Genomic DNA, 19,478 nt, shown 5'->3' with positions numbered 1-19,478 from the left:
TATTTTACCCCTTTTGCTTTAATGGCAACGTGATGTTAAACGTAGTACCATGCGGTATGGTATTTGAAACATCAATTGTTCCCGAATGACCATCTACAATCCATTTGACGATTGACAATCCCAATCCATGCCCACCACTGGCTCGTGAACGCGACTTATCGACGCGATAAAAGCGGTCGAATAAATGTTGTTTGTCATCTTCACTAATGCCTTCTCCAGTGTCCACGACTTGCAAATGAACGACATTGCGACCCTTTTTCACCACGATTTTAACTTCTGAATTCTCACCAGCATATTTTTGAGCATTATCCACCAAATTCATAATCAACTGTCTCAAGCGTTGAATATCACCGTCCATCACCACTTCGTCTGGCAAATCAAGGGTCAGGGTCTGATGCCGGTTTTCGGTATTGACCGCTAAAATTTCATTAATTTCTGTCACCACTTTAACCAAATCCATTGGCTCAAAATAAAACATTGCAATTTCAGCATCTGCTTGCGCTAATTTGAGCATATCAGCAGTTAGTTTATTCAAATGACGCACCTCAGTCAGCGCATTGGCAACATTTTCTACTTGTTCAATCACTGAATCATTTGGATGTTCCAGCATTGTTTCTAACTTATTTTGAATAATCGTCATCGGGGTTTTAAATTCATGCGCTGCATCAGCAACAAATGTCCTTTGCTGCTTTAAGACCCGCTTGATTGGCACCATATTTGCTCGTGCTAAAACAATCGCCATAATTAACAATAATAATTCAGCGGCTGTAAAGATAATCAACAGACGACTCGAAAAACTTTCAACAATCTCATGCTCAAGATCGATATTTTGGTAAGATACTTGATTACCATGTTTAAAGAACATATACCAACTCTTGTTGTAATACATAATATAAACCCGATCATCATTTGGAATGTTGATTTTCTCTTTTTTCAAATACGAATAGTCAATGGTTTCTGAACCAACAACGCCTTGATTAACCTGATTTTGTGAAAATGGTTGTCGCACACGCATAATTGGATTCGTGTAGATAACTGTTCGAAATTGATTATCAATGAAGGTTCCCACCCCAATAAAAACAAGTGTAAAGCCCAATGCCGTCAAAATTGTTAACTTGAGTTGCGTTGACATCGATTTTCTAATTTTATGAAGCCGTCGCATAAGTCGTAAATTTTGAATTTTTTTAACCATTAATTCTCCTCGGTCATCGTATTCAAGGTGTAACCAACATTTCGTAACGTTTTAATATTGACATTGGCACCGGCTTGTCGCAAATTCTTACGTAAATTCGACATGTACACTTCCACGACTGTCAAAGATGTATCTGAATCAAACCCCCAAAGGCGGTCAAAGATTTGATCCTTAGTCACAATTTGTTCTTGATGTTGCATTAAATAAACCAGTAAACCAAACTCGCGGCCTTGCACACTCACTTCTTCACCGTCGACAAAAACCCGATGATTTTCAACATTAATTTCAACATTTCCCGCACTCAGCAAACCTTCATCACCTAATAGGCCCACATGACGCAACAACGTCTTGGCGCGCATAAATAACTCTTCTTTGTAAAAAGGTTTAGTAATATATTCGTCCGCACCTAAATTGAAGCCGCGCATTTTATCTTCTAACTCACCCTTAGCTGTCAACATCAAAATGGGTAATTTAGGAAAATCTTCCCGGACCCGTTTCAAAACGGTGAAGCCATCTTTGCTAGGCAACATAACGTCTAAAACAACCAAATCATAAACACCAGACAGAATTTCTAACAACCCTTCTTGTCCGTCGTAAACTTGCATAATTTCGCCAAGTGCACCCACGGTTTCTTTAATTGTATCGCTTAGTGCATAATCATCTTCAATAATTAAAATTTTAACTGCCTTATTTGCCATAATGATCCCCTAAAGTTAATTTGTTCCTATCTTAACCGCTGAACCTTAAAATTTTCATTACACCCATACAAAGTGCATCAATTATCACATCATTTGATCAGTCAATTATCGCTCTATTTAATGAATAAATTTATTTTTAGGCATCACCAAGCCGTGTAACCTGTGGCGTATCCGGTATAAATTCTGCTGTCTCGTCGACCAAGGCTGTTGGTTCAACCACGTGCGATTCACCGGCTAAGATCCGATTCACAACTTGTTGTAATTCCTGTAATTCTGCATGGGTCAACCCAATGCCTTTCCCCATTTTTTGATGGTCCTCACGCCAAGACCGCAAATCAAATTTTGGCTGATTGTCACCCCACTTCACAAGATTCAGTTCCAAATGCCAACCACTTTTACTCGTCGATAATTGACCAAATTTTTCAATGATTTCAAATTTCAACTCGCCACGTTCTGCCATAACCATGTCCGTCCTTTACTTCAACTGTTTATTAGACAAATCCCATATCGTGTGCCATAGATTCTTGTAATAACCGGGTGACCTCAGCAATATCATTTGTATATGCTAATAGCCACATTAACTTCGCAACAATTGCTTCAGTATTCATATCACCAGCTGTGATACCGCCCGCTTCAACAACACGTTGACCCACTTCATACAGGGAAATATCTTGACCTTCTTCTAAAATCTGCGTTGTAATCACAACTGGAATCCCTGCAGCAGTTAATTTTTGAATACCAGGCAATAAATTCCGTCGTTCAAATGGTAACCCACCATTGCCAAAACTTTCAATAATGACACCGTGTGTATGCTCGGTCAAATAGTCAAAAATGTCAACTGTCATACCAGGAAACGCTTTTAGCATAAAAATATTTGGATCCAATGCCAAGTCTTGCGGCATAATGACTGGCGTTTCTGGAACTGGTTGATACAAATTATTCATTTTGCCATGAATAATTCGCGCCACATACGGATAATTAATCGATTCAAACGCATCATAACTCTGCGTTTTCGTTTTCACAGCACGCGTACCGACCATAGCAAGGCCATTGAAAACGATGAATACACCTTGTAATGTCGTTTCACTAACGAAAATCAGTGCGTCCTGTAAATTCGTTTCAGCATCAGTATATTGCATTCCCAACGGTACTTGCGAACCCGTCAAAACGACTGGTTTGTCAAAGCCATACAGAAGATATGATAAAGCGGAAGCTGTATACGCCATGGTATCTGTCCCATGTGTCACAATAAACCCATCAAATTGATCGGCGTAGCCCGTAATCGTGCGCGCAATCTCTAACCAGTCTTCAGGTTGCATATTTGTTGAGTCTTTTGCCATCAATGCCTCGACGGAAAGTGATACATCAGCTTTCGGCTTAAAATATGATGCAATCTCATCGGCTGGGATTGACGGTGCTAGTCCTTTTTCAGTTATCGCTGATGCAATCGTGCCACCAGTAGTTAATACCAAATATTTCTTAGTCATGCGCAATTCGTGCCTCCGCCGCGGCTGCCACTGCCGCCACTAAATCATCAATAAATGTATTCACACGACCACCTTGATGCTGTTCATCATTCAATTTACCAATAATACCTGGTTTCGTTCGATCTAAATAGCCAAAGTTAGTCCACGAGATTGTGCCATAAACGCCTAAAATCGCCATCACCATATTTTCGTCAATTCCATAAGTCTTATGGTCACTCGTAATACGACTGGCTAATGGTTCTGGTATTTGTCCTGCTTCCGCTAAATCATCTAAAGCAATACCCGTCATAATTGCATCTTGTACTTCTGTTTTATGCAATACATGCTGCACACTATCCAAAGCGACCTCGTCGGTCATATCTGGAATGAATTCTGCTTGTCCGGCTTGGACCAAGACAGCAATATCAGCTAATTGTACGCCATGTGCTGCTAACAGTACTACGATATCTTCATAATAATCTCGTTCAGTAAATAACATTCAATCATCCCCAATTCTTTTTTTACTTCATATTTATTCTTCAATCCACATCATGTATCTTAAAATTGATACCACTTCCCCAATTTTACCATTATTTACCTCACTAAAAATAGCCGTTCAAAACAAAAAACATAGGCTGATTGCCTATGCTTTATAATTAGCTATCTTAATTTATTATTTATCTTCTGTTCCCAACAAATACTTAGCAACAACGGCAGCAAGTGCACCACCAGCTAGTGGGCCAATGATATATGCTGCAATGTTAGTCAAAGCTGATGAGCTACCAAACAATGCCAAAACAACCGCTGGTGCAATTGATCGTGCAGGGTTAAATGACGCACCAGTAAATCCGATACCCATCATAATCAATGCCGTCAAAGTCACACCAATTGCAAGTGGGGCAAACATGTTACCAGCTTCATTGTTCTTAGCTGTGACAGCCATCACAACAAGCACAAAGACGAATGTCAATAACAATTCAAGGGCCATGGCACTCCAAATATTAATTGGTGTTTGGAAGTTAGTTGCACCGAACCCAGCTGAAACAATTTGTTGTTTCGTAGGATTGATTGACGCAATAATTGCCCCAACGATACCAGTTCCAGCAAATCCACCCAAGATTTGTGCCCCAACATAACCCGCAAATTCTGTCCATGAAATACGACCATTAATGGCCATTCCCAATGAGATTGCAGGGTTAAAGTGAGCACCAGAAATATTACCAAAGGCGTAGGCACCCGCGATAACAGCAAAACCAAACGCAATGGCGATTGGGAATGAACCAAATGAAGTTCCTCCAAAAACAACAGAACCAGTACCGAAAGCAACTAGCATTGCTGTTCCAAAGAACTCAGCAAAATATTTACGCATTTTTATTTTCTCCTCATGTAATAAAATTTCAAAAAATAGCTTATGTTTAAGTATATTACATTTCAAACCTTAAAAGAGCCTTGGATATCATTTTCAAATGATTTCTTAGTAAACTATTTAAAATTATAAGTCTTGTCATTTGACCTATGCCAGCCTTAAATTAACAAATGTCATGTTTAACGGCCGATCAATTTTCCAGCTGCTCGATCGAGGTTAAACCATACAACATCGGCATTAGTTTTAAATTGTGTTATCCATGAATCTTGGTCAGGGGCGGGTTTTGCTTGACCGACTAGTTCCTCACCGGATCCAAACACATCTAATGCCTCAAACGCTGAATCCCAATGAACTGAATAATAATGGCCATCCATTCGTTCATCAAGCAAAGATTGAAAACCATTTTTCAACGCTTCTTTAACCACATCATCAACTTTAACTGGAAATCCAGCACGTGTCATTTGATCAACTTGATCCATGACCTCAGTCATTGATTCCGGAATTCGATTTAAATCAGACATCATTACGTTACCTCACTCATTTCATTCACTTATACGATACATCATCATGCATCATTCATTGTTTTTATCATCCCATTTTAAGTACTTCATTGCAAATTTTGAGTAAATTCTAGGGTATAATAAAAGATAATTATTCTTATTAAAATAAAGGAGGTTGCGCATGACAGATGCAGTAACCGCACATGAGATGCAACAATATGACCAATATACGATCGACGAAATTGGGGTGCCCTCACTCGTCTTAATGGAACGGGCCGCACTAGCCACAATTGAAGTGCTCGGTGCCGGACAATATGACTTATCAGAAGTGCTCGTCATTGCTGGACTTGGTAATAATGGTGGTGATGGCGTCGCTATTGCCCGTCTTTTAATGCAAAAGGGAATCAAGGTATCATTACTTCTTTTAGGGGACGAAAGTCGCGCTGCACACAATACAGCGTTGCAATTAAAAATTGCTCGTCAATATGGCCTACATCCCATTCATCGTGTGAAAGAATTCCGACAATACTCGGTCATTGTTGACGCACTCTTTGGTATTGGCCTTTCAAAACCAGTCCCAGTCAAATTAGGTGAGATGATTAAACGCGTCAATGCTGCTAATATTCCCGTCGTTTCTGTTGATGTGCCATCTGGACTAAATGCCACAACTGGTGAAATCCTTGGATCAGCCATTCGCGCCAATGCAACCGTTACTTTTGCTTACCCTAAGATCGGACTACTACAACAAGAAGGTATCAAACGTGCCGGTTCAATTTTTGTTAAAGACATTGGTATCTATTCACCTGAAGAATTAAACAACTTTAAATCAAGAACCGAGGAAAAATAATATGAAGATTGCGCTAATTGGTGCCGGTCCTCGAAATTTAGCCTTATTATCCCGCCTAATTGCCCGAGCAACTGCTCGACTTGAAACAACTAACATTATGTTGTTCGATCCGGTTGCGATTGGTGGTCGGGTCTGGCGCACGGACCAGGATCCACTATTTTTAATGAACACCGTCACGTCACAATTGACACTGTTTTCTGATGATAGTGTGCCTAGCGACAATCCAGTCCCAACGGGCCCATCTTTTTACAAATGGGCAATAACTTTGGGGCTGAATATATTAGTAGCCATCACTATCTCAACACACGAACTTTTTTAGATGAAATTGCTCGAATCAGTCCCAATCGTTTCACTTCACGCGCACTATTTGGTGTTTACGCTCAATGGTTCTATGAACAAACGATTCATAATCTACCAAAAAATGTGACTGTTACTTTTATCAATCAAGAAGTGTTAAATATTGAGCGTTTATCAAATGCTAGTTTCCAAATTAAGCTGTCTGAAAACGCTATTTACGACGTTAATCAAGTCGTCATGGCCCTCGGCCACGTGGAACAACAGGCACCTGAAGTTGAACAACACCTTGCTGCTGCAGCTGAACAACATGGCCTCACCTACTTACCTGCCAATCATCCGGCAGATGCAAATCTTGATGCCCTTGAAGCCAATCAACCCGTTATTATGCGTGGTTTAGGCCTCAGCTTTTTTGACTATATTGCGCAACTGAGCACCGGTCGCGGCGGCCGTTTTACCCGTGGGACAGATAGTGGCTTAATTTATCACCCATCTGGTCACGAACCAAAGATCATTGCCGGTTCACGTAGTGGTATTCCCATGCATGCACGTGGGGTGAATCAAAAATACGGTGGGCATCGCTACGAACCAAAATTTTTTACCCGTAGCGCTCTAGATCAGTATGCTGCTGCACATCAGCACAAAATATCTTTCAACTTCTTTTTTAATCTCGTAAAAAAAGAAATGGCATATAAGCATTATTTGAATGTGCTCAATGACCTAGCAATCACTTGGCCATTTAATGCGGCTGATTTTCTAGCTGCTCTTGCGAATTCAGATGACTTGAATGCGACAGCCCGCCAATTTGGTCTACCAGAAGATATGCTTATGGATTGGCAGCATATCTTCAACCCCATCCCAGTGGTACAATCAACCGCTGACTATCAAGATGCAATGCTCAACTATTTGAATTGGGACATTCATGATGCACGCTTAGGAAATGATGACGCGCCCTATGCTGGTGCTTTTGACATTTTACGTGACGTACGCGGTATCATTCGTCATTATTTGCAAGCTGGCTATTTATCAGCGGACGACTATGCACAATTTTTAAAAACATTTAATCCATTTAATAGTATTGTGTCAGTTGGCCCACCCGCCTTACGTGTTGAGCAAATGCGAGCCTTAATCAAGGCTGGCATTTTGACCCTGACTGGTCCAAAAATTCAAGTGACGATTCAAGATGACCATTTCTTAGCGACTGACACTTTGGGTGGCACATACGTCGCTTCACAGTTAGTTGAGGCGCGCCTTCAAAGCATTAATGTTGCGTCAACTAATGATCATCTTGTCCAACATCTTTACCAAAAAGGATGGCTTTCAAATGAAAGCTATCAACAATCGGACGCAACCACTTATACAGTTGGCGGTGCTCGAATGAATCAAGAAACACTAACCGTTCTTGATCAAAATAAACACGAAATACCTGGGTTGTTCATTTGGGGAGTGCCAACTGAAGGTTGGTCATGGTTTACCACCTTCGCACCGCGCCCAAAAATGAATGATAAAATTTTCCGTGATGCAGAAAATATTACCAATACCATTTTCCCAGCAATTGACGCTTAGTGCTTAAACATCCTATGTTTATTTATTTAAATGAGCGTATAATTAAAATTATATTAACGGGTTTTAACCCGTTTTATTTTACGGAGGATTTCAACATGACTATCGCAAATTTCGACACGCTGTTGGCTAAATACGCTGATGTAATTACTTCTATTGGGGTCAACGTTCAACCCGGCCAAGATATTTTACTGTATGCTGACGTTGAACAACAACAATTGGCGCATCTCATTATTGATTCTGCTTATCAACGTGGCGCTAATCAAGTCATGGTTGAATGGCAAGACACCTACGTCACTAAAAATTTCTTAGCGCATGCTGACGAGGCATCAATTACTCATGTTCCCACATCGGTCACGGTCAGGGCGCAAGAATTGGTGGCCCGATCAACCTCTCGAATCAGTTTGATTTCTGCTGATCCAGATGCCCTCGGCGCAATCGACTCACAAACGGTTGCAAATTACTCAAAAGCTCAAGCTCATGCAAAAAAGCCAATCATGGAAGCCACTATGAATAATGACATCTCATGGCTCGTTGTCGCTGGAGCTGGTCAAGCTTGGGCCGAAAAAGTATTTCCAGATTTAAAAGGCGCAGATGCTGTTGACCGCCTTTGGCGTGAAATTTTTAAAATCACCCGTATTTCAGTCGATAATGACCCCGTCGCTGATTGGAAAAAACACATTGCCTTACTATCTGAAAAAGCGGCTTGGTTAAATGATAATAATTTTAAAGAGTTACGCTATACATCACCCCGAACGCAACTCACAGTCGGTTTAGCTGAGAATCATATTTGGGAAGGTGCCGATTCAAAAGATAAAGCTGGTAACTATTTCACGGCCAACATGCCAACTGAAGAGGTGTTCACGGCACCTGACTATCGCAACATTCATGGCACAGTCACTGCGACTAAACCTTTATCATATGGTGGTGTACTTATTAACGATATTCAATTAACCTTTGAAGCGGGACGCGTTGTGAAAGCCAGCGCTTCAACCGGTGAAGACGTTTTGAAGCATTTACTTGATTCAGATGATGGTGCCCGTTCGCTTGGTGAAGTATCACTCGTCCCAGATCCTTCACCAATTTCTCAATCGGGCATTATTTTCTACAATACGTTAATTGACGAGAATGCTTCCGACCATTTAGCGTTAGGTGCTGCATATCCCTTTAATTTAAAAAATGGCACCCAATTATCAGATGACGCCCGCCATGCAAAAGGCCAAAACTTATCAATTATTCACGTTGATTTCATGATGGGTTCAGCCGATATGTCGGTTGACGGCGTTCGCTACGATGGCACCATCGTCCCTGTTTTCCGTCAAGGTGACTGGGCTTAACACCATTAAATATCACAATGATACTCATTATCAGGATACTTTTGTCCTTAAGAATTAAATCGTTGAATAGTTATAACGCCTAACATATACGTTAGGCGTTTTTGTGTGTCGCTCAAATACATTGTCATACAAGTTCGAAAAATGAATGTCAATCCAAAAAAATTCGTAATTATCTTTTTTCATACTTATTTCTTTCACAAAAAAACATATTTTTCACGACATTTACTAAACATTTATACGTGAAAATAGTACTTACAATCAATCGTGTTTAATCAAAACCATAATGACTGCTAGTCAAGATTCGTCTTTGTAAGGAGGTTTGTATGCCATTCAAAATTAATTTTTTTAAATCTGTTTGGTTTTGGCTTTTATTGTTTAGCATTATTGCCTACTTCACCATAGAAGTCATTCAAACATATAATCATTGGTCATCATTATCAGATGGGACACCAAAAATATTTATCAAAATTCCATTACTGAATTTAATTTTGTAACGAAAGGACGCATTCATTTGGATAATCTTATATCGCCACTCTATGTCACCGCTGTTATCCCTGCTCATAATGAAGCCGAGGGGATTCAGGCCACCGTTTTAGCACTTAAAAAACAAGTTGATGAAGTAATCGTCATCTGTGATAACTGTACTGATAACACCCAAGAGTTGGCACAAGCAGCCGGGGCACGTGCCTATGTGACAGTCAATAATACAGCGCGTAAGGCAGGGGCATTGAATCAATGCCTTGCGTCAATATGTCGACTGGTCAATGCCAAATCATTTCTTATTTATCTGTGACGCTGACACAGTAATCGCCGACAACTGGATGGTCAATGCCAAACGCGTTTTAGCTACCGAAGAACCGCCTGATGCCATCGGATCTGTCTTTTTTGGCGGTGAGCATAATGGGTCGATGTTACAAATCTGCCAAAGCTTAGAATGGATTCGCTATACAAACCAAATTCTCCGTTCAAAAAAAGTCTTTGTCCTAACTGGGACAGCCTCATTGATTCGAGCTGAATGTTTTGAACGCATTTATGAATTACGTGGCTACTATTACAATGAACAAAGTATTACTGAAGACTTCACAATGACGTTAGATTTGAAGGAAGTCGGTACCAAAATGGTTTCTCCCTTATCTTGTAGTTGTTTAACTGAAATGATGCCCAGTTGGAAACTATTGTTCTTACAGCGTCGTCGCTGGTATCTTGGTGCACTCCAACAAATTGTGCAACGCGAATGGACGCAAGTGATGCGACCATACCTCTTTCAACAATTACTCTTATTAATCTCAGTTTTTTCTTTCATGTTGATGATTCTCTTTTCAATTTATTTAGCTTTCACCGGCGACATGATTTTTGACCTCTTTTGGGCCATGATTGGCATCATCTTTATGGCCGAAAGAATTACTACCGTTTGGACGAAAGGCTGGCATGCGCGCTTATTTGCCGCATTGATGATTCCCGAACTTATCTATTCATTTATCTTACAAATTAGTTACCTAGATGCCCTGCGTCAATTACTCATGGGATCGAAAGGGAGTTGGAACCACGTATAATTCAATCAAATGTAAAGGAGGTACACTGCCTATGTATGGTCGTGTCATTCAAGGTTCAGTTGTGAGTTTAGGTTTAATTTTTTCATGGTTATATCATTATTTAACGATTGTGACGATTATTTTTGCAATCGTTTCGCTCATTAATATTGTCAAAAGCATTCAGGTCAATCGCCACCCAGATCCAGATTGGTTATGAATTAACGATTGACACTTCGATGAAAGAAACAAAATGATTTCTTAACCATCACATCCCCGTTTGCCAACGTCATGCCAAATATTTAACGTCATAGGCGGGTACCAATTAATCTGAATTGTATCCATATCAATACTACCGCGCGAAATGTGATTCAATCCGTGATATACTGTGTCACGCCGGTAATCATTGATAATTCAAAATAAAATCACAATAATTAAATTATGTGTTGCATTGCCCCTCGATATTTGGTATGATATTATCTGTTGTTGAGTTACAACACACGGACAGTTAGCTCAGTTGGTAGAGCAACGGACTCTTAATCCGTGGGTCCAGGGTTCGAGCCCCTGACTGTCCACTGCAGAAAAGGCATCTGATAAATCAGATGCCTTTTTTATTTTGCATATTCAATTAAAAATCATGAAATGTTTTCTTGAAATTACGATACCAGCTTGGTAAAACAACAATCGCCGTGATAATCAAATAACCCCATTGCAAACCTACTAGAATTAACGCCTCCAAATCCGTTGGTAATGGTGATACGATGACACATCCGACAAGCGCAATTAATAAATAACCCAAGCCCCAAAAAGCGACACGACTCATTAATGACCGTTGACTTTTGGGAATTTTCAAAAAATAACGATAAGCATGTAGTCCTTGCACCAACAGAGTCACACCAACATAAATTAATTGTCCGATATATGTGACCGATATAATTGTTCCTGACCTACCGTGCATGATAATACCACTCACCAAACCAAATAAAACAGGTACGATCGCTGCTCCGCTCACCCAGAATCCAAATTGACGCGTCATTAAGCCTTGATAAATAACATACAGTGTCGCTCCAATCACATAAATCATTTGCACGCTGAAACTCACATCAAACCAATTAATTGGTTTTGCATACTGCACATTTGAAAAACTAATCACCGTTGAGACCAACGAGATTACCACTAAACTTAGACCTAAAAAAAGCGCATAGCCAAGTTGCCAATTCAGGCTTGTTTTTTGTTGTTTATTTTTTTGAACTATCATTATTTATGTCCTTTCCCAACACCAGCCCAACTTGCACCGACGCCTGTCCCATTGTAATCACATGACCAGCCTCCATAGAAAGCGTTAGGAATATTACCTAATTCTGTATATCGAACACAATGTGCTTTATCCCAATTATCGGGAGCTTTAGGTATATTAACCGTAGATGATTGAGTATCCCAACTATCGTTACAATAATAATCTACAAAATTAGCACTTTTCCCATTTATGTTGTAACAAATAACCGTTCCAAATCCTACATCTGTCGTTACGTTTAACGCCTGAATCGTATTTTCCCACATTTTCTTATACGCTAGAGAAGACTGAAAATCATTATCATTAAATGCTGGCAACATAGTTATTATTGTCCTAAGGACCGCATTACTCATTACACTATTTCTCATTTGTCGCCATTTTGACACTGACTCTTCATATCCATATGCATCTGCATGATTAGCCGTTCCATGTCCAGGGGCAACCCATGGATTGTTAATCGGCTTCTGCCCATAAATTGAATTTGTTTGATTATCTTTTACATCTCTAATTGCATCCAACCATACTATACCCGTCATCTTCCCACTGACCATTTTCATACTTATACGCAATTGTATGATTTGGCAAAACGACTTTTATAGGTTCACCATCAGCTGTCCTAGCTTGTTTACTATCTTCAACTCGTGTGACAATTGAATCACACGCTACTTTATATGTATCTGATTCTTCATGGTATTGGGGATTGACCGCGTCCAATCCTGAAAACCGATGATAATAATTGCTGTTCTCATTAGCGATTGCCAAATGTCCATTAAAGCCTAAACTAAGAATTATCATTCCCAATATTACTAAAACTTCACGTAAAAATTTCATGCATAATCCTCCTTTGTCTTGTGATAGTACCACAATTAATTATGAAATTCTCTCACTTCATTTTATCTTCGTTTTTTATTCATCAAACAAACACATAGTACTAGTCGGCATTCATTTAAATTGACTCATTCCGATAAATCGGACAGCACAGCTATCTAGTCCCGGATAGTTAATGGTCGCTTGTTATCTGCAGCACCTTTTTTTAATATTTTTTGACAAATTAAAACAACACACTTCGATTAAAGTGTGTTGTTTTTCAATGACTCAACGATTTGGATTTCATGTGACGTGATAAGAAGTAACCAGCTTCCCGATCGTGTATTCGTATCACTTGGAGGGCTTTTAAATCACGCGATACTGTGGCTAACGTCACATGATATCCTTGCATTTTTAATTGCGTTAATAAACAACGTTGATTAACAATGCGCACAGAATCAATAATTGTTAAAATCGCTTGACGTCGTTCGTATTTTTTCTGTAACATCACATCCCGCAATCAAGCAACGATATGCGTACCAGCATGTTCAGCCATTAATGCTTCGATATTGTCCAAACCTGTAACTACTGCTTCCTTGCCAGTTGCATTGACAAAATCCATGGCCGCAATCACCTTTGGTAACATTGAGCCTTTGGCAAATTGATTTTCCTGGACATACTGTTGCATCTCTGCGACTGTGACCGTGGTCAATTTCTTTTCCGTTGCTTGTCCGAAATTAATCGCAATATTATCAACTGCTGTCAAGATAATCAACTGATCAGCTTGAATCAATTCAGCAATTTTTTCCGACGTAAAGTCTTTATCAATCACCGCTTCGCTACCAATATACACACCATCTTTTTGAATAACTGGTACACCGCCACCCCCACCAGCAATTAAAATGGTATTGTCATCAACCAATTTCTCGATTTCTTGACTTTCCAAAATATTAATTGGTTTAGGTGATGCAACGACCCGACGATATCCCCGACCAGCATCTTCAGCCAAAGTCCATGTTGGATTGGCCGCTTTAATTTGCTCTGCTTCCGCATGATTGTAAAATGGGCCAATTGGTTTCGTTGGATTACTAAAAGCTGGGTCCGCAGGATCAACTTCAGTTCGCGTCATAATCGTTGCTACACGTTTATCAGTCAACCCTAATTGATTCAATTCTTTGTTCAAAGCATTTGATAGCCATAACCCAATTTCCCCTTGAGTCATAGAACCAACTGTATCCAATGGCATTGCTGGATTTTTATTACTTGAACCAGCTTCTTGTTGCAACAATAAGTTGCCAACTTGTGGCCCATTACCATGTGTAACAACCAGTTGATAACCAGCTTGAACAAATTTAACTAATTGTTGTGCTGTTTTTTCGAGTGCCTTTGCTTGTCCAGCTGCGGTTGGATCATCCGTTAAAATCGCATTTCCACCTAAGGCAACCACAATTCTTTTCATGATTTTTTTCTCCCCTTAAATTGTAATAACACCAGTCACCAACGCAACAATGGCTGAAATTGCAGCCAATATCATCACTGCTGACAGTACCTTTTCAAAGCGCGATATTTGGTAGCCATAGTCATGTCGTGCACGATAGTAGAAGACTAATCCAATCGCATAAATAACCATACTTAACCAAAGGTAAGTGAGACCAGCCAATACCACTGCCATTACTTGGAAAGCCAATGCGATAAAGCCAGCGATAATCCAAGCAACATTTTTCTCTTGGATTCCAAGCTTTAACTGATATGCCCCAACTAATACGTAACAAACAACAATGGCTGAAGTACATAATGAGTAGGCGAATGTGTAGGCTTGATCAGTAAAGAGAATCGAAATCAAGAAAATCTGAATAAAGATTTGCGTTAACCACAATGAATGTGATGGGGCATTGTTTTTATTCATATAACCAAACCACTCAGGTAAAATCTTTTGTTTTGTCATCAGACTTGTCGCTTCAGAAGGCAAAATTGTCCAGCTGAGCCAAGCGCCAAAAATCGTGATAATCATGCCGATACTAATGACTGCTCCCCCAATCGTACCAGTCATTGATTCGAACAAATATAGAATGGCTGGGCTCTTGATTTTAACCAATTCAGCCTGTGATAAATACCCATAAGGTAACATTGTCAAGAAGACGTAGATGAATAGTAGCGTCAGCAAACCAACGATTGTCGCTTTTCCAGCATCTGACTTTTTCTTAGCACGTGCCGCAACCATTGATGCGCCTTCAATTCCAACGAAGACCCACATCATGGCCATTAAGCAGCCTTTCATTTGTGATACAAATCCATCAAAAGTTAGATGACTGTATGAGAACATGCCTGCCGTATTCACTGAAAAATTTTCCCAGAAATGGGCCGTAAAGATCCCAACCTTAAAGCTGATCGCTGCCATTAAAGCAAACGCTGCCAATGGTACCAATTTACAGACGGTGACAATGGCATTAATTGCCGCTGCAGATTCAACCCCTTGGACAACAAACCAAGTCAGCAACCATGAAAGAATAGATGCCACAAATACTGCGCCTAAACTATTCCCCGAGTGAAATGATGGCACAAAATATCCTACGGCCGACATCATCATCGTTGCAAAAGCGATATTACCTAGCCAAGCTGATAACCAATACCCCCAACCAGAAACAAAGCCCGTAAAATCGCCGAATCCAGCTCGTGCATAGTCAGATACACCTTCTAATTCTGGCTTATTTAACACCAAATTTTTTAGTGAAATGGCTAAAGCCATGATTCCCACTGCCGTAATGCCCCATGTAATCAAAGTGACCCCGGGTGTTGCAGCTCGTGCTAACGTCGTTGGTAGGTCAAAGATACCTGCACCAATGGCACTACTAATGACCATTGCAATTAGCGCGAATAGTGAAATACCCTTATTCTGTTTTGCATCTGCCATCATCCATTACCCCTAGCTTTCTAGTTCTGGGATAGCTGGAATAAAGAGATTACCTAATGTTGCTGCCATAATCGCTTTAATAGAATGCATCCGGTTCTCAGCTTCATCCCACTGACGTGCATACTGGCTACGGAAGACTTCGTCCGTGACTTCCATCTCAGTCAAACCATACTTCTCTTTGATTTCAGTCCCATACTTGGTATTAGTATCATGGAAGGCAGGCAAGCAGTGCATGAAAATCAATTGATCATCTGGCGTACCAGTGGCCTTCAGCATATCCATTGTGACCCGGTATGGTGTCAATAAATTAACCCGCTCTTCCCAATTCGTCTCACCCATTGATACCCAAACATCGGTATAAATCACATTTGAACCTTTAACGCCAGTCTTGATATCATCAGTAATCAGCATCTTAGCACCGCTTTGATCGGCAAACTTTTGTGCAATTGCCACGATTTCTGGTGCTGGGTGAAGTGCCTTAGGTGCAACAATATGGATATTTACTCCTAACATTGACCCAGTGACAAGCAATGAGTTGGCCATATTGTTTCGACCGTCACCAACGAACGTTAATGTCAGCCCCTTCAAATGACCAAAGTTCTCTTTAATCGTCATGAAGTCGGCAATCATTTGTGTTGGGTGCCACTCATCTGTTAAGCCATTCCAAACTGGCACACCTGAATGCTCAGCCAATCCTGCAACAACTTCTTGTGAGAAACCACGGAATTCAATCCCATCAAACATACTTCCCAAAACAATAGCCGTATCTTCAACGGATTCCTTCTTCCCTAACTGAATATCATTCGCCCCAAGATACTCAGGGTGAGCCCCTAAGTCAATCGCTGCAGTTGTGAAAGCTGAGCGTGTCCGTGTTGATGTCTTCTCGAACAACAAGGCAATATTCTTACCCTCTAGGTAGTGATGTGGAATACCACGCTTCTTTAACGCCTTCAAATGCAACCCAAAATCAACAAAATATTGAATCTCTGCTGGTGTAAAGTCTTTTTCAGCCAAAAGCGAACGCCCTTGAAGGACTGAATTTGTCTTTGTTTCAACCATGATTTTTCTCCCCATAATTCCTGATTTAAATTTAGTTTAGATTCTCACGCCATAGTGGTTGACTCATGCAACGTGGACCACCACGACCGCGTGACAATTCACTTGAAATAACCTCATGAACCAAAATGCCATGCTCACGCAACATCTGATTTGACACGTAATTTCGGTTATAAGTGACAACTTCACCTGGTGCAATCGTCAATGTGTTTGAGCCATCATTCCATTGCTCACGTGGTGCAACAATTGCGTCACTATTACCTGTGAAAATCAAATCTAGTTCTGACAAGTGCAAAACATCTTTAATCACCTTTTCAAGGTTATTGTAATGTTGCAAGTTAATGGCCCCTTGATCACCTGGCGTCAAAACAAAGATGTTCATCTTACCTTCTTCGTCCATAATGCCCGGGAATACGGTAAACTGGTCACGGTTAACCATTGTAAAGACAGTGTCCAAATGCATCATGGCATGGTTATGTGGAATTTCAATAGCCACAACTGTATCAAATTGACTATTTGGATTGTTGAACAATTCACGGGCCAATCCTTCAATTGACTTTGAAGATGTCCGTTGTGACACACCAATAGCCAAAACATGATCGTTCAAGATCAACTCATCCCCACCTTCAATTCGAGTATTGAAGTTACGATTACGCCAAATATCAACCTTATCTGCAAAACGTGGATGATATTTCATAATGTATTCAGTAAATAGTGATTCAGGCTGGCGTGCTTTAAATGTCATATGGTTAATCGTCATACCACTGCCCATTGACGCCTGTGGATCACGTGTGAAGTACGCATTTGGCAATGGATCCAAAAGGAATGGATTTGCCGCATCACGACCTGCTAAATCATGCAATGAATCATTCTTAAATGGGAATTCCGTTCGACGAACACCAGCATATAACTTAGCAACCATGTCTTTGACATCCATACCCATCAAGTACTCTTTCAAAGCATCATGGGTTGAACCTAGGCCGTAGCCTTCTTCGTCCAAAAATGTCTCAATGAATTGGTTGCGAATATCGCCTGAAATTGATAAGGCATCAGTTGCTAAATCATCGACGTATAACACCTCAGCGCCGTTCTCACGCAAAACATTGGCAAAATAGTCATGTTCTTTTTGCGCGATCTCCAAGAATGGAATGTCATCGAATAATAGACGTTCCATTGTATCGGGCGTGATGTTTTCAACTTCAGCCCCTGGACGCTTCAACAAAACTGTTTCTAACTTCCCAATTTCTGAGTTAACTTGAATTGCTTTGTCAGTCATAATTAAGCTCCTTAGTATAAATAAATTTGATTGTGCAGAAGTCAACAACTTCTTGACACTTTATATAATAAAGCGCTTACATTTGATATAATATAGACATAGTTACAACGTTTATTGTGAATTTGCACAATGAATTTCAATCACTTTTTATGTTATATCTGGGGAGAAACATGAATATTTCAAAAAAAGCAGCCCAAGAGCTGCTGAGTCAAAACTTTTACAACCAAGATCTGCGTTTATCGATTTTAGATACCAATGGGGTGGTATTAGCGACTAACACTGATCAGTCAGCAATTGCTGATGCCGAACAACGACTTGTTCATCTCAGGCATCAACTAGAATCAAATCCAGCGCATAGCATCGAAATCACTGATGATCAGGGCGACATTTTTCATTTTTCCAAACTTTATCAGGAAACCAGTGTAATTGGTTATTTTTTAATTCACGGACCTAAACCACTCGTTCGATCACAGAGCAAACTCATCTTGACCATCGTCACCATGTTTTTAAATAGTAACTTTAAATTTCATTCCTCTGTGCCACTAACAGATCGGGAACGTTTGGATACATTTTTGCGCGAATTAATTTCGGCGGATGGTAAAATCAATCCTTATTTAACTAGTGAAGCCAAATATTTCAAACTCAATATCAATCACCCACTTTATATGGCCGCCATCTATTCCGACACGCCCTTTACTGACGATGACCCACTATACAATCTACGTAATCGTATCAACGGGCGAAATACATTGCTCACGCCAAAGATTTTACTCATTATTTTCGAATCAAAAACGGCAATTGAATATATTAAGCAATGGTGCCAACCAACAACCCGGGTTGGAATTTCAACAAAAACCAAAAATCTCAATACCGCATACCATGAAGCGATTAAAACAGCACTGTTAACAGAATGGCTCAAACCAGAAAAAGCGCCTTGTCAAAACATTGCTCAATTTGATGAATTGAAAAGTTTTATGCCAATTGTTGATGCCAAAATTAATGTTCAAAACATCATTGACACCATTGCTCATTTTGATACCACTGTCGAAAATCACGAACTTTTGGAAACATTTTGGACTTTCTTTCAAAATAACGGTCGCATAAAAGCAACGGCTGATGAATTACACATTCACCGAAATACACTCAGTTTCCGGCTAGATACACTAAGTGAAATTTGCGATTTAGATTTACATAGCTATGAACAACGGACGCTCATGTATATCGCAATGGTCAAATACAAAACATATGCTTTACAATCTTCAATCGACATTGCCGATGACTTATTAACTCATACATTAAAATAATAAAATAAAAAAGAACTCTCAATTCATCATGCCTTTCA

23 protein-coding genes and 1 tRNA gene are annotated in these 19,478 nt (G+C 40.0%); 9 read left to right on the top strand and 15 right to left on the bottom strand.

From position 1 onward, the window contains the following. Positions 1-4: 4 nt before the first annotated feature. From H9L19_RS03910 to H9L19_RS03880, 7 genes are all read right to left on the bottom strand, one after another. Positions 5-1,192 carry a sensor histidine kinase gene (locus tag H9L19_RS03910; protein ID WP_187529829.1) on the bottom strand — a complete coding sequence of 396 codons (1,188 nt, stop codon included), beginning with the start codon at positions 1,190-1,192 and terminating at the stop codon, positions 5-7. Next, a complete protein-coding gene (locus H9L19_RS03905; RefSeq protein WP_187529828.1) occupies positions 1,192-1,890 on the bottom strand; it encodes a response regulator transcription factor in 699 nt (232 codons plus the stop codon). Before H9L19_RS03905 ends, H9L19_RS03910 begins: the two co-directional genes overlap by 1 nt. 136 nt (positions 1,891-2,026) lie before the next feature. Further along, the gene (locus H9L19_RS03900) at positions 2,027-2,350 is read right to left on the bottom strand and encodes a YdbC family protein (protein ID WP_187529827.1); all 324 of its coding nucleotides are present in this window, start codon (positions 2,348-2,350) and stop codon (positions 2,027-2,029) included. A gap of 31 nt (positions 2,351-2,381) precedes the next feature. Further along, positions 2,382-3,377, bottom strand: coding sequence for an asparaginase (locus tag H9L19_RS03895; RefSeq protein ID WP_187529826.1), 996 nt, complete (start codon positions 3,375-3,377; stop codon positions 2,382-2,384). Then, the gene (locus H9L19_RS03890) at positions 3,370-3,855 is read right to left on the bottom strand and encodes a phosphatidylglycerophosphatase A family protein (protein WP_187529825.1); all 486 of its coding nucleotides are present in this window, start codon (positions 3,853-3,855) and stop codon (positions 3,370-3,372) included. Before H9L19_RS03890 ends, H9L19_RS03895 begins: the two co-directional genes overlap by 8 nt. A gap of 174 nt (positions 3,856-4,029) precedes the next feature. Next, positions 4,030-4,725, bottom strand: a complete 696-nt coding sequence (locus H9L19_RS03885) for an MIP/aquaporin family protein (RefSeq protein WP_187529824.1) — start codon at positions 4,723-4,725, stop codon at positions 4,030-4,032. Between the two features lie 176 nt (positions 4,726-4,901). Beyond that, positions 4,902-5,246 (bottom strand): hypothetical protein, encoded by a 345-nt coding sequence (locus H9L19_RS03880; RefSeq protein WP_243198223.1) that lies wholly within the window; start codon positions 5,244-5,246, stop codon positions 4,902-4,904. Between the two features lie 157 nt (positions 5,247-5,403). On the opposite strand from H9L19_RS03880, the gene H9L19_RS03875 reads away from it, so the two are divergent. The 8 genes from H9L19_RS03875 to H9L19_RS03845 all read left to right on the top strand — a co-directional run bounded on the left by H9L19_RS03875 (position 5,404) and on the right by H9L19_RS03845 (position 11,367). Beyond that, complete coding sequence (locus tag H9L19_RS03875) at positions 5,404-6,069, top strand: NAD(P)H-hydrate epimerase (protein ID WP_187529823.1); 666 nt, start codon at positions 5,404-5,406, stop codon at positions 6,067-6,069. 1 nt (position 6,070) lies between these two features. After that, positions 6,071-6,388: an FAD/NAD(P)-binding protein gene (locus tag H9L19_RS08295; protein ID WP_243198222.1), complete on the top strand. Its 318-nt coding sequence runs from the start codon at positions 6,071-6,073 to the stop codon at positions 6,386-6,388. Next, positions 6,322-7,929, top strand: a complete 1,608-nt coding sequence (locus H9L19_RS03870) for an FAD/NAD(P)-binding protein (protein WP_243198221.1) — start codon at positions 6,322-6,324, stop codon at positions 7,927-7,929. Before H9L19_RS08295 ends, H9L19_RS03870 begins: the two co-directional genes overlap by 67 nt. A 95-nt stretch (positions 7,930-8,024) precedes the next feature. Next, on the top strand, positions 8,025-9,263 hold the full coding sequence (locus H9L19_RS03865; protein WP_187529822.1) for an aminopeptidase: 1,239 nt from the start codon (positions 8,025-8,027) through the stop codon (positions 9,261-9,263). A 424-nt stretch (positions 9,264-9,687) separates the two neighbouring features. Further along, on the top strand, positions 9,688-10,056 hold the full coding sequence (locus tag H9L19_RS08290; protein WP_243198219.1) for a glycosyltransferase: 369 nt from the start codon (positions 9,688-9,690) through the stop codon (positions 10,054-10,056). Beyond that, the gene (locus H9L19_RS03855; protein ID WP_243198217.1) at positions 10,004-10,816 is read left to right on the top strand and encodes a glycosyltransferase family 2 protein; all 813 of its coding nucleotides are present in this window, start codon (positions 10,004-10,006) and stop codon (positions 10,814-10,816) included. The genes H9L19_RS08290 and H9L19_RS03855 overlap by 53 nt, the downstream gene beginning before the upstream one ends. Before the next feature lie 31 nt (positions 10,817-10,847). Continuing rightward, on the top strand, positions 10,848-11,012 hold the full coding sequence (locus tag H9L19_RS03850) for a hypothetical protein (protein ID WP_187529820.1): 165 nt from the start codon (positions 10,848-10,850) through the stop codon (positions 11,010-11,012). 282 nt (positions 11,013-11,294) lie between these two features. Beyond that, positions 11,295-11,367, top strand: a tRNA-Lys gene (locus tag H9L19_RS03845). Between the two features lie 53 nt (positions 11,368-11,420). Here the strand turns inward: H9L19_RS03845 and H9L19_RS03840 are convergent. The 8 genes from H9L19_RS03840 to arcA form a co-directional block, all read right to left on the bottom strand. Next, positions 11,421-12,050 (bottom strand): hypothetical protein, encoded by a 630-nt coding sequence (locus tag H9L19_RS03840; protein WP_187529819.1) that lies wholly within the window; start codon positions 12,048-12,050, stop codon positions 11,421-11,423. Next, on the bottom strand, positions 12,050-12,637 hold the full coding sequence (locus H9L19_RS03835) for a hypothetical protein (protein ID WP_187529818.1): 588 nt from the start codon (positions 12,635-12,637) through the stop codon (positions 12,050-12,052). Before H9L19_RS03835 ends, H9L19_RS03840 begins: the two co-directional genes overlap by 1 nt. Further along, the gene (locus H9L19_RS03830) at positions 12,591-12,917 is read right to left on the bottom strand and encodes a hypothetical protein (RefSeq protein WP_187529817.1); all 327 of its coding nucleotides are present in this window, start codon (positions 12,915-12,917) and stop codon (positions 12,591-12,593) included. The genes H9L19_RS03835 and H9L19_RS03830 overlap by 47 nt, the downstream gene beginning before the upstream one ends. Positions 12,918-13,173: 256 nt before the next feature. After that, a complete protein-coding gene (locus H9L19_RS03825) occupies positions 13,174-13,401 on the bottom strand; it encodes an arginine repressor (RefSeq protein WP_187529816.1) in 228 nt (75 codons plus the stop codon). A gap of 12 nt (positions 13,402-13,413) precedes the next feature. After that, positions 13,414-14,355, bottom strand: coding sequence for a carbamate kinase (gene arcC / locus H9L19_RS03820; protein ID WP_187529907.1), 942 nt, complete (start codon positions 14,353-14,355; stop codon positions 13,414-13,416). 12 nt (positions 14,356-14,367) lie between these two features. Further along, on the bottom strand, positions 14,368-15,804 hold the full coding sequence (locus H9L19_RS03815) for a basic amino acid/polyamine antiporter (RefSeq protein ID WP_187529906.1): 1,437 nt from the start codon (positions 15,802-15,804) through the stop codon (positions 14,368-14,370). A 12-nt stretch (positions 15,805-15,816) separates the two neighbouring features. Then, the gene (gene argF / locus H9L19_RS03810) at positions 15,817-16,863 is read right to left on the bottom strand and encodes an ornithine carbamoyltransferase (protein ID WP_420832597.1); all 1,047 of its coding nucleotides are present in this window, start codon (positions 16,861-16,863) and stop codon (positions 15,817-15,819) included. A 31-nt stretch (positions 16,864-16,894) separates the two neighbouring features. After that, complete coding sequence (gene arcA / locus H9L19_RS03805) at positions 16,895-18,136, bottom strand: arginine deiminase (RefSeq protein WP_187529814.1); 1,242 nt, start codon at positions 18,134-18,136, stop codon at positions 16,895-16,897. 170 nt (positions 18,137-18,306) lie between these two features. On the opposite strand from arcA, the gene H9L19_RS03800 reads away from it, so the two are divergent. Then, entirely contained in the window at positions 18,307-19,440 is a 1,134-nt protein-coding gene (locus tag H9L19_RS03800) for a PucR family transcriptional regulator (RefSeq protein ID WP_187529813.1), read from the top strand. Positions 19,441-19,478 lie beyond the last annotated feature (38 nt).

Origin of the sequence: Weissella diestrammenae (assembly GCF_014397255.1) — a bacterium.
Taxonomy (GTDB): Bacteria; Bacillota; Bacilli; order Lactobacillales; family Lactobacillaceae; genus Weissella; species Weissella diestrammenae.
Note: the sequence above shows the minus strand (reverse complement) of the source record. Positions and strands in the feature narration are given on the sequence as shown.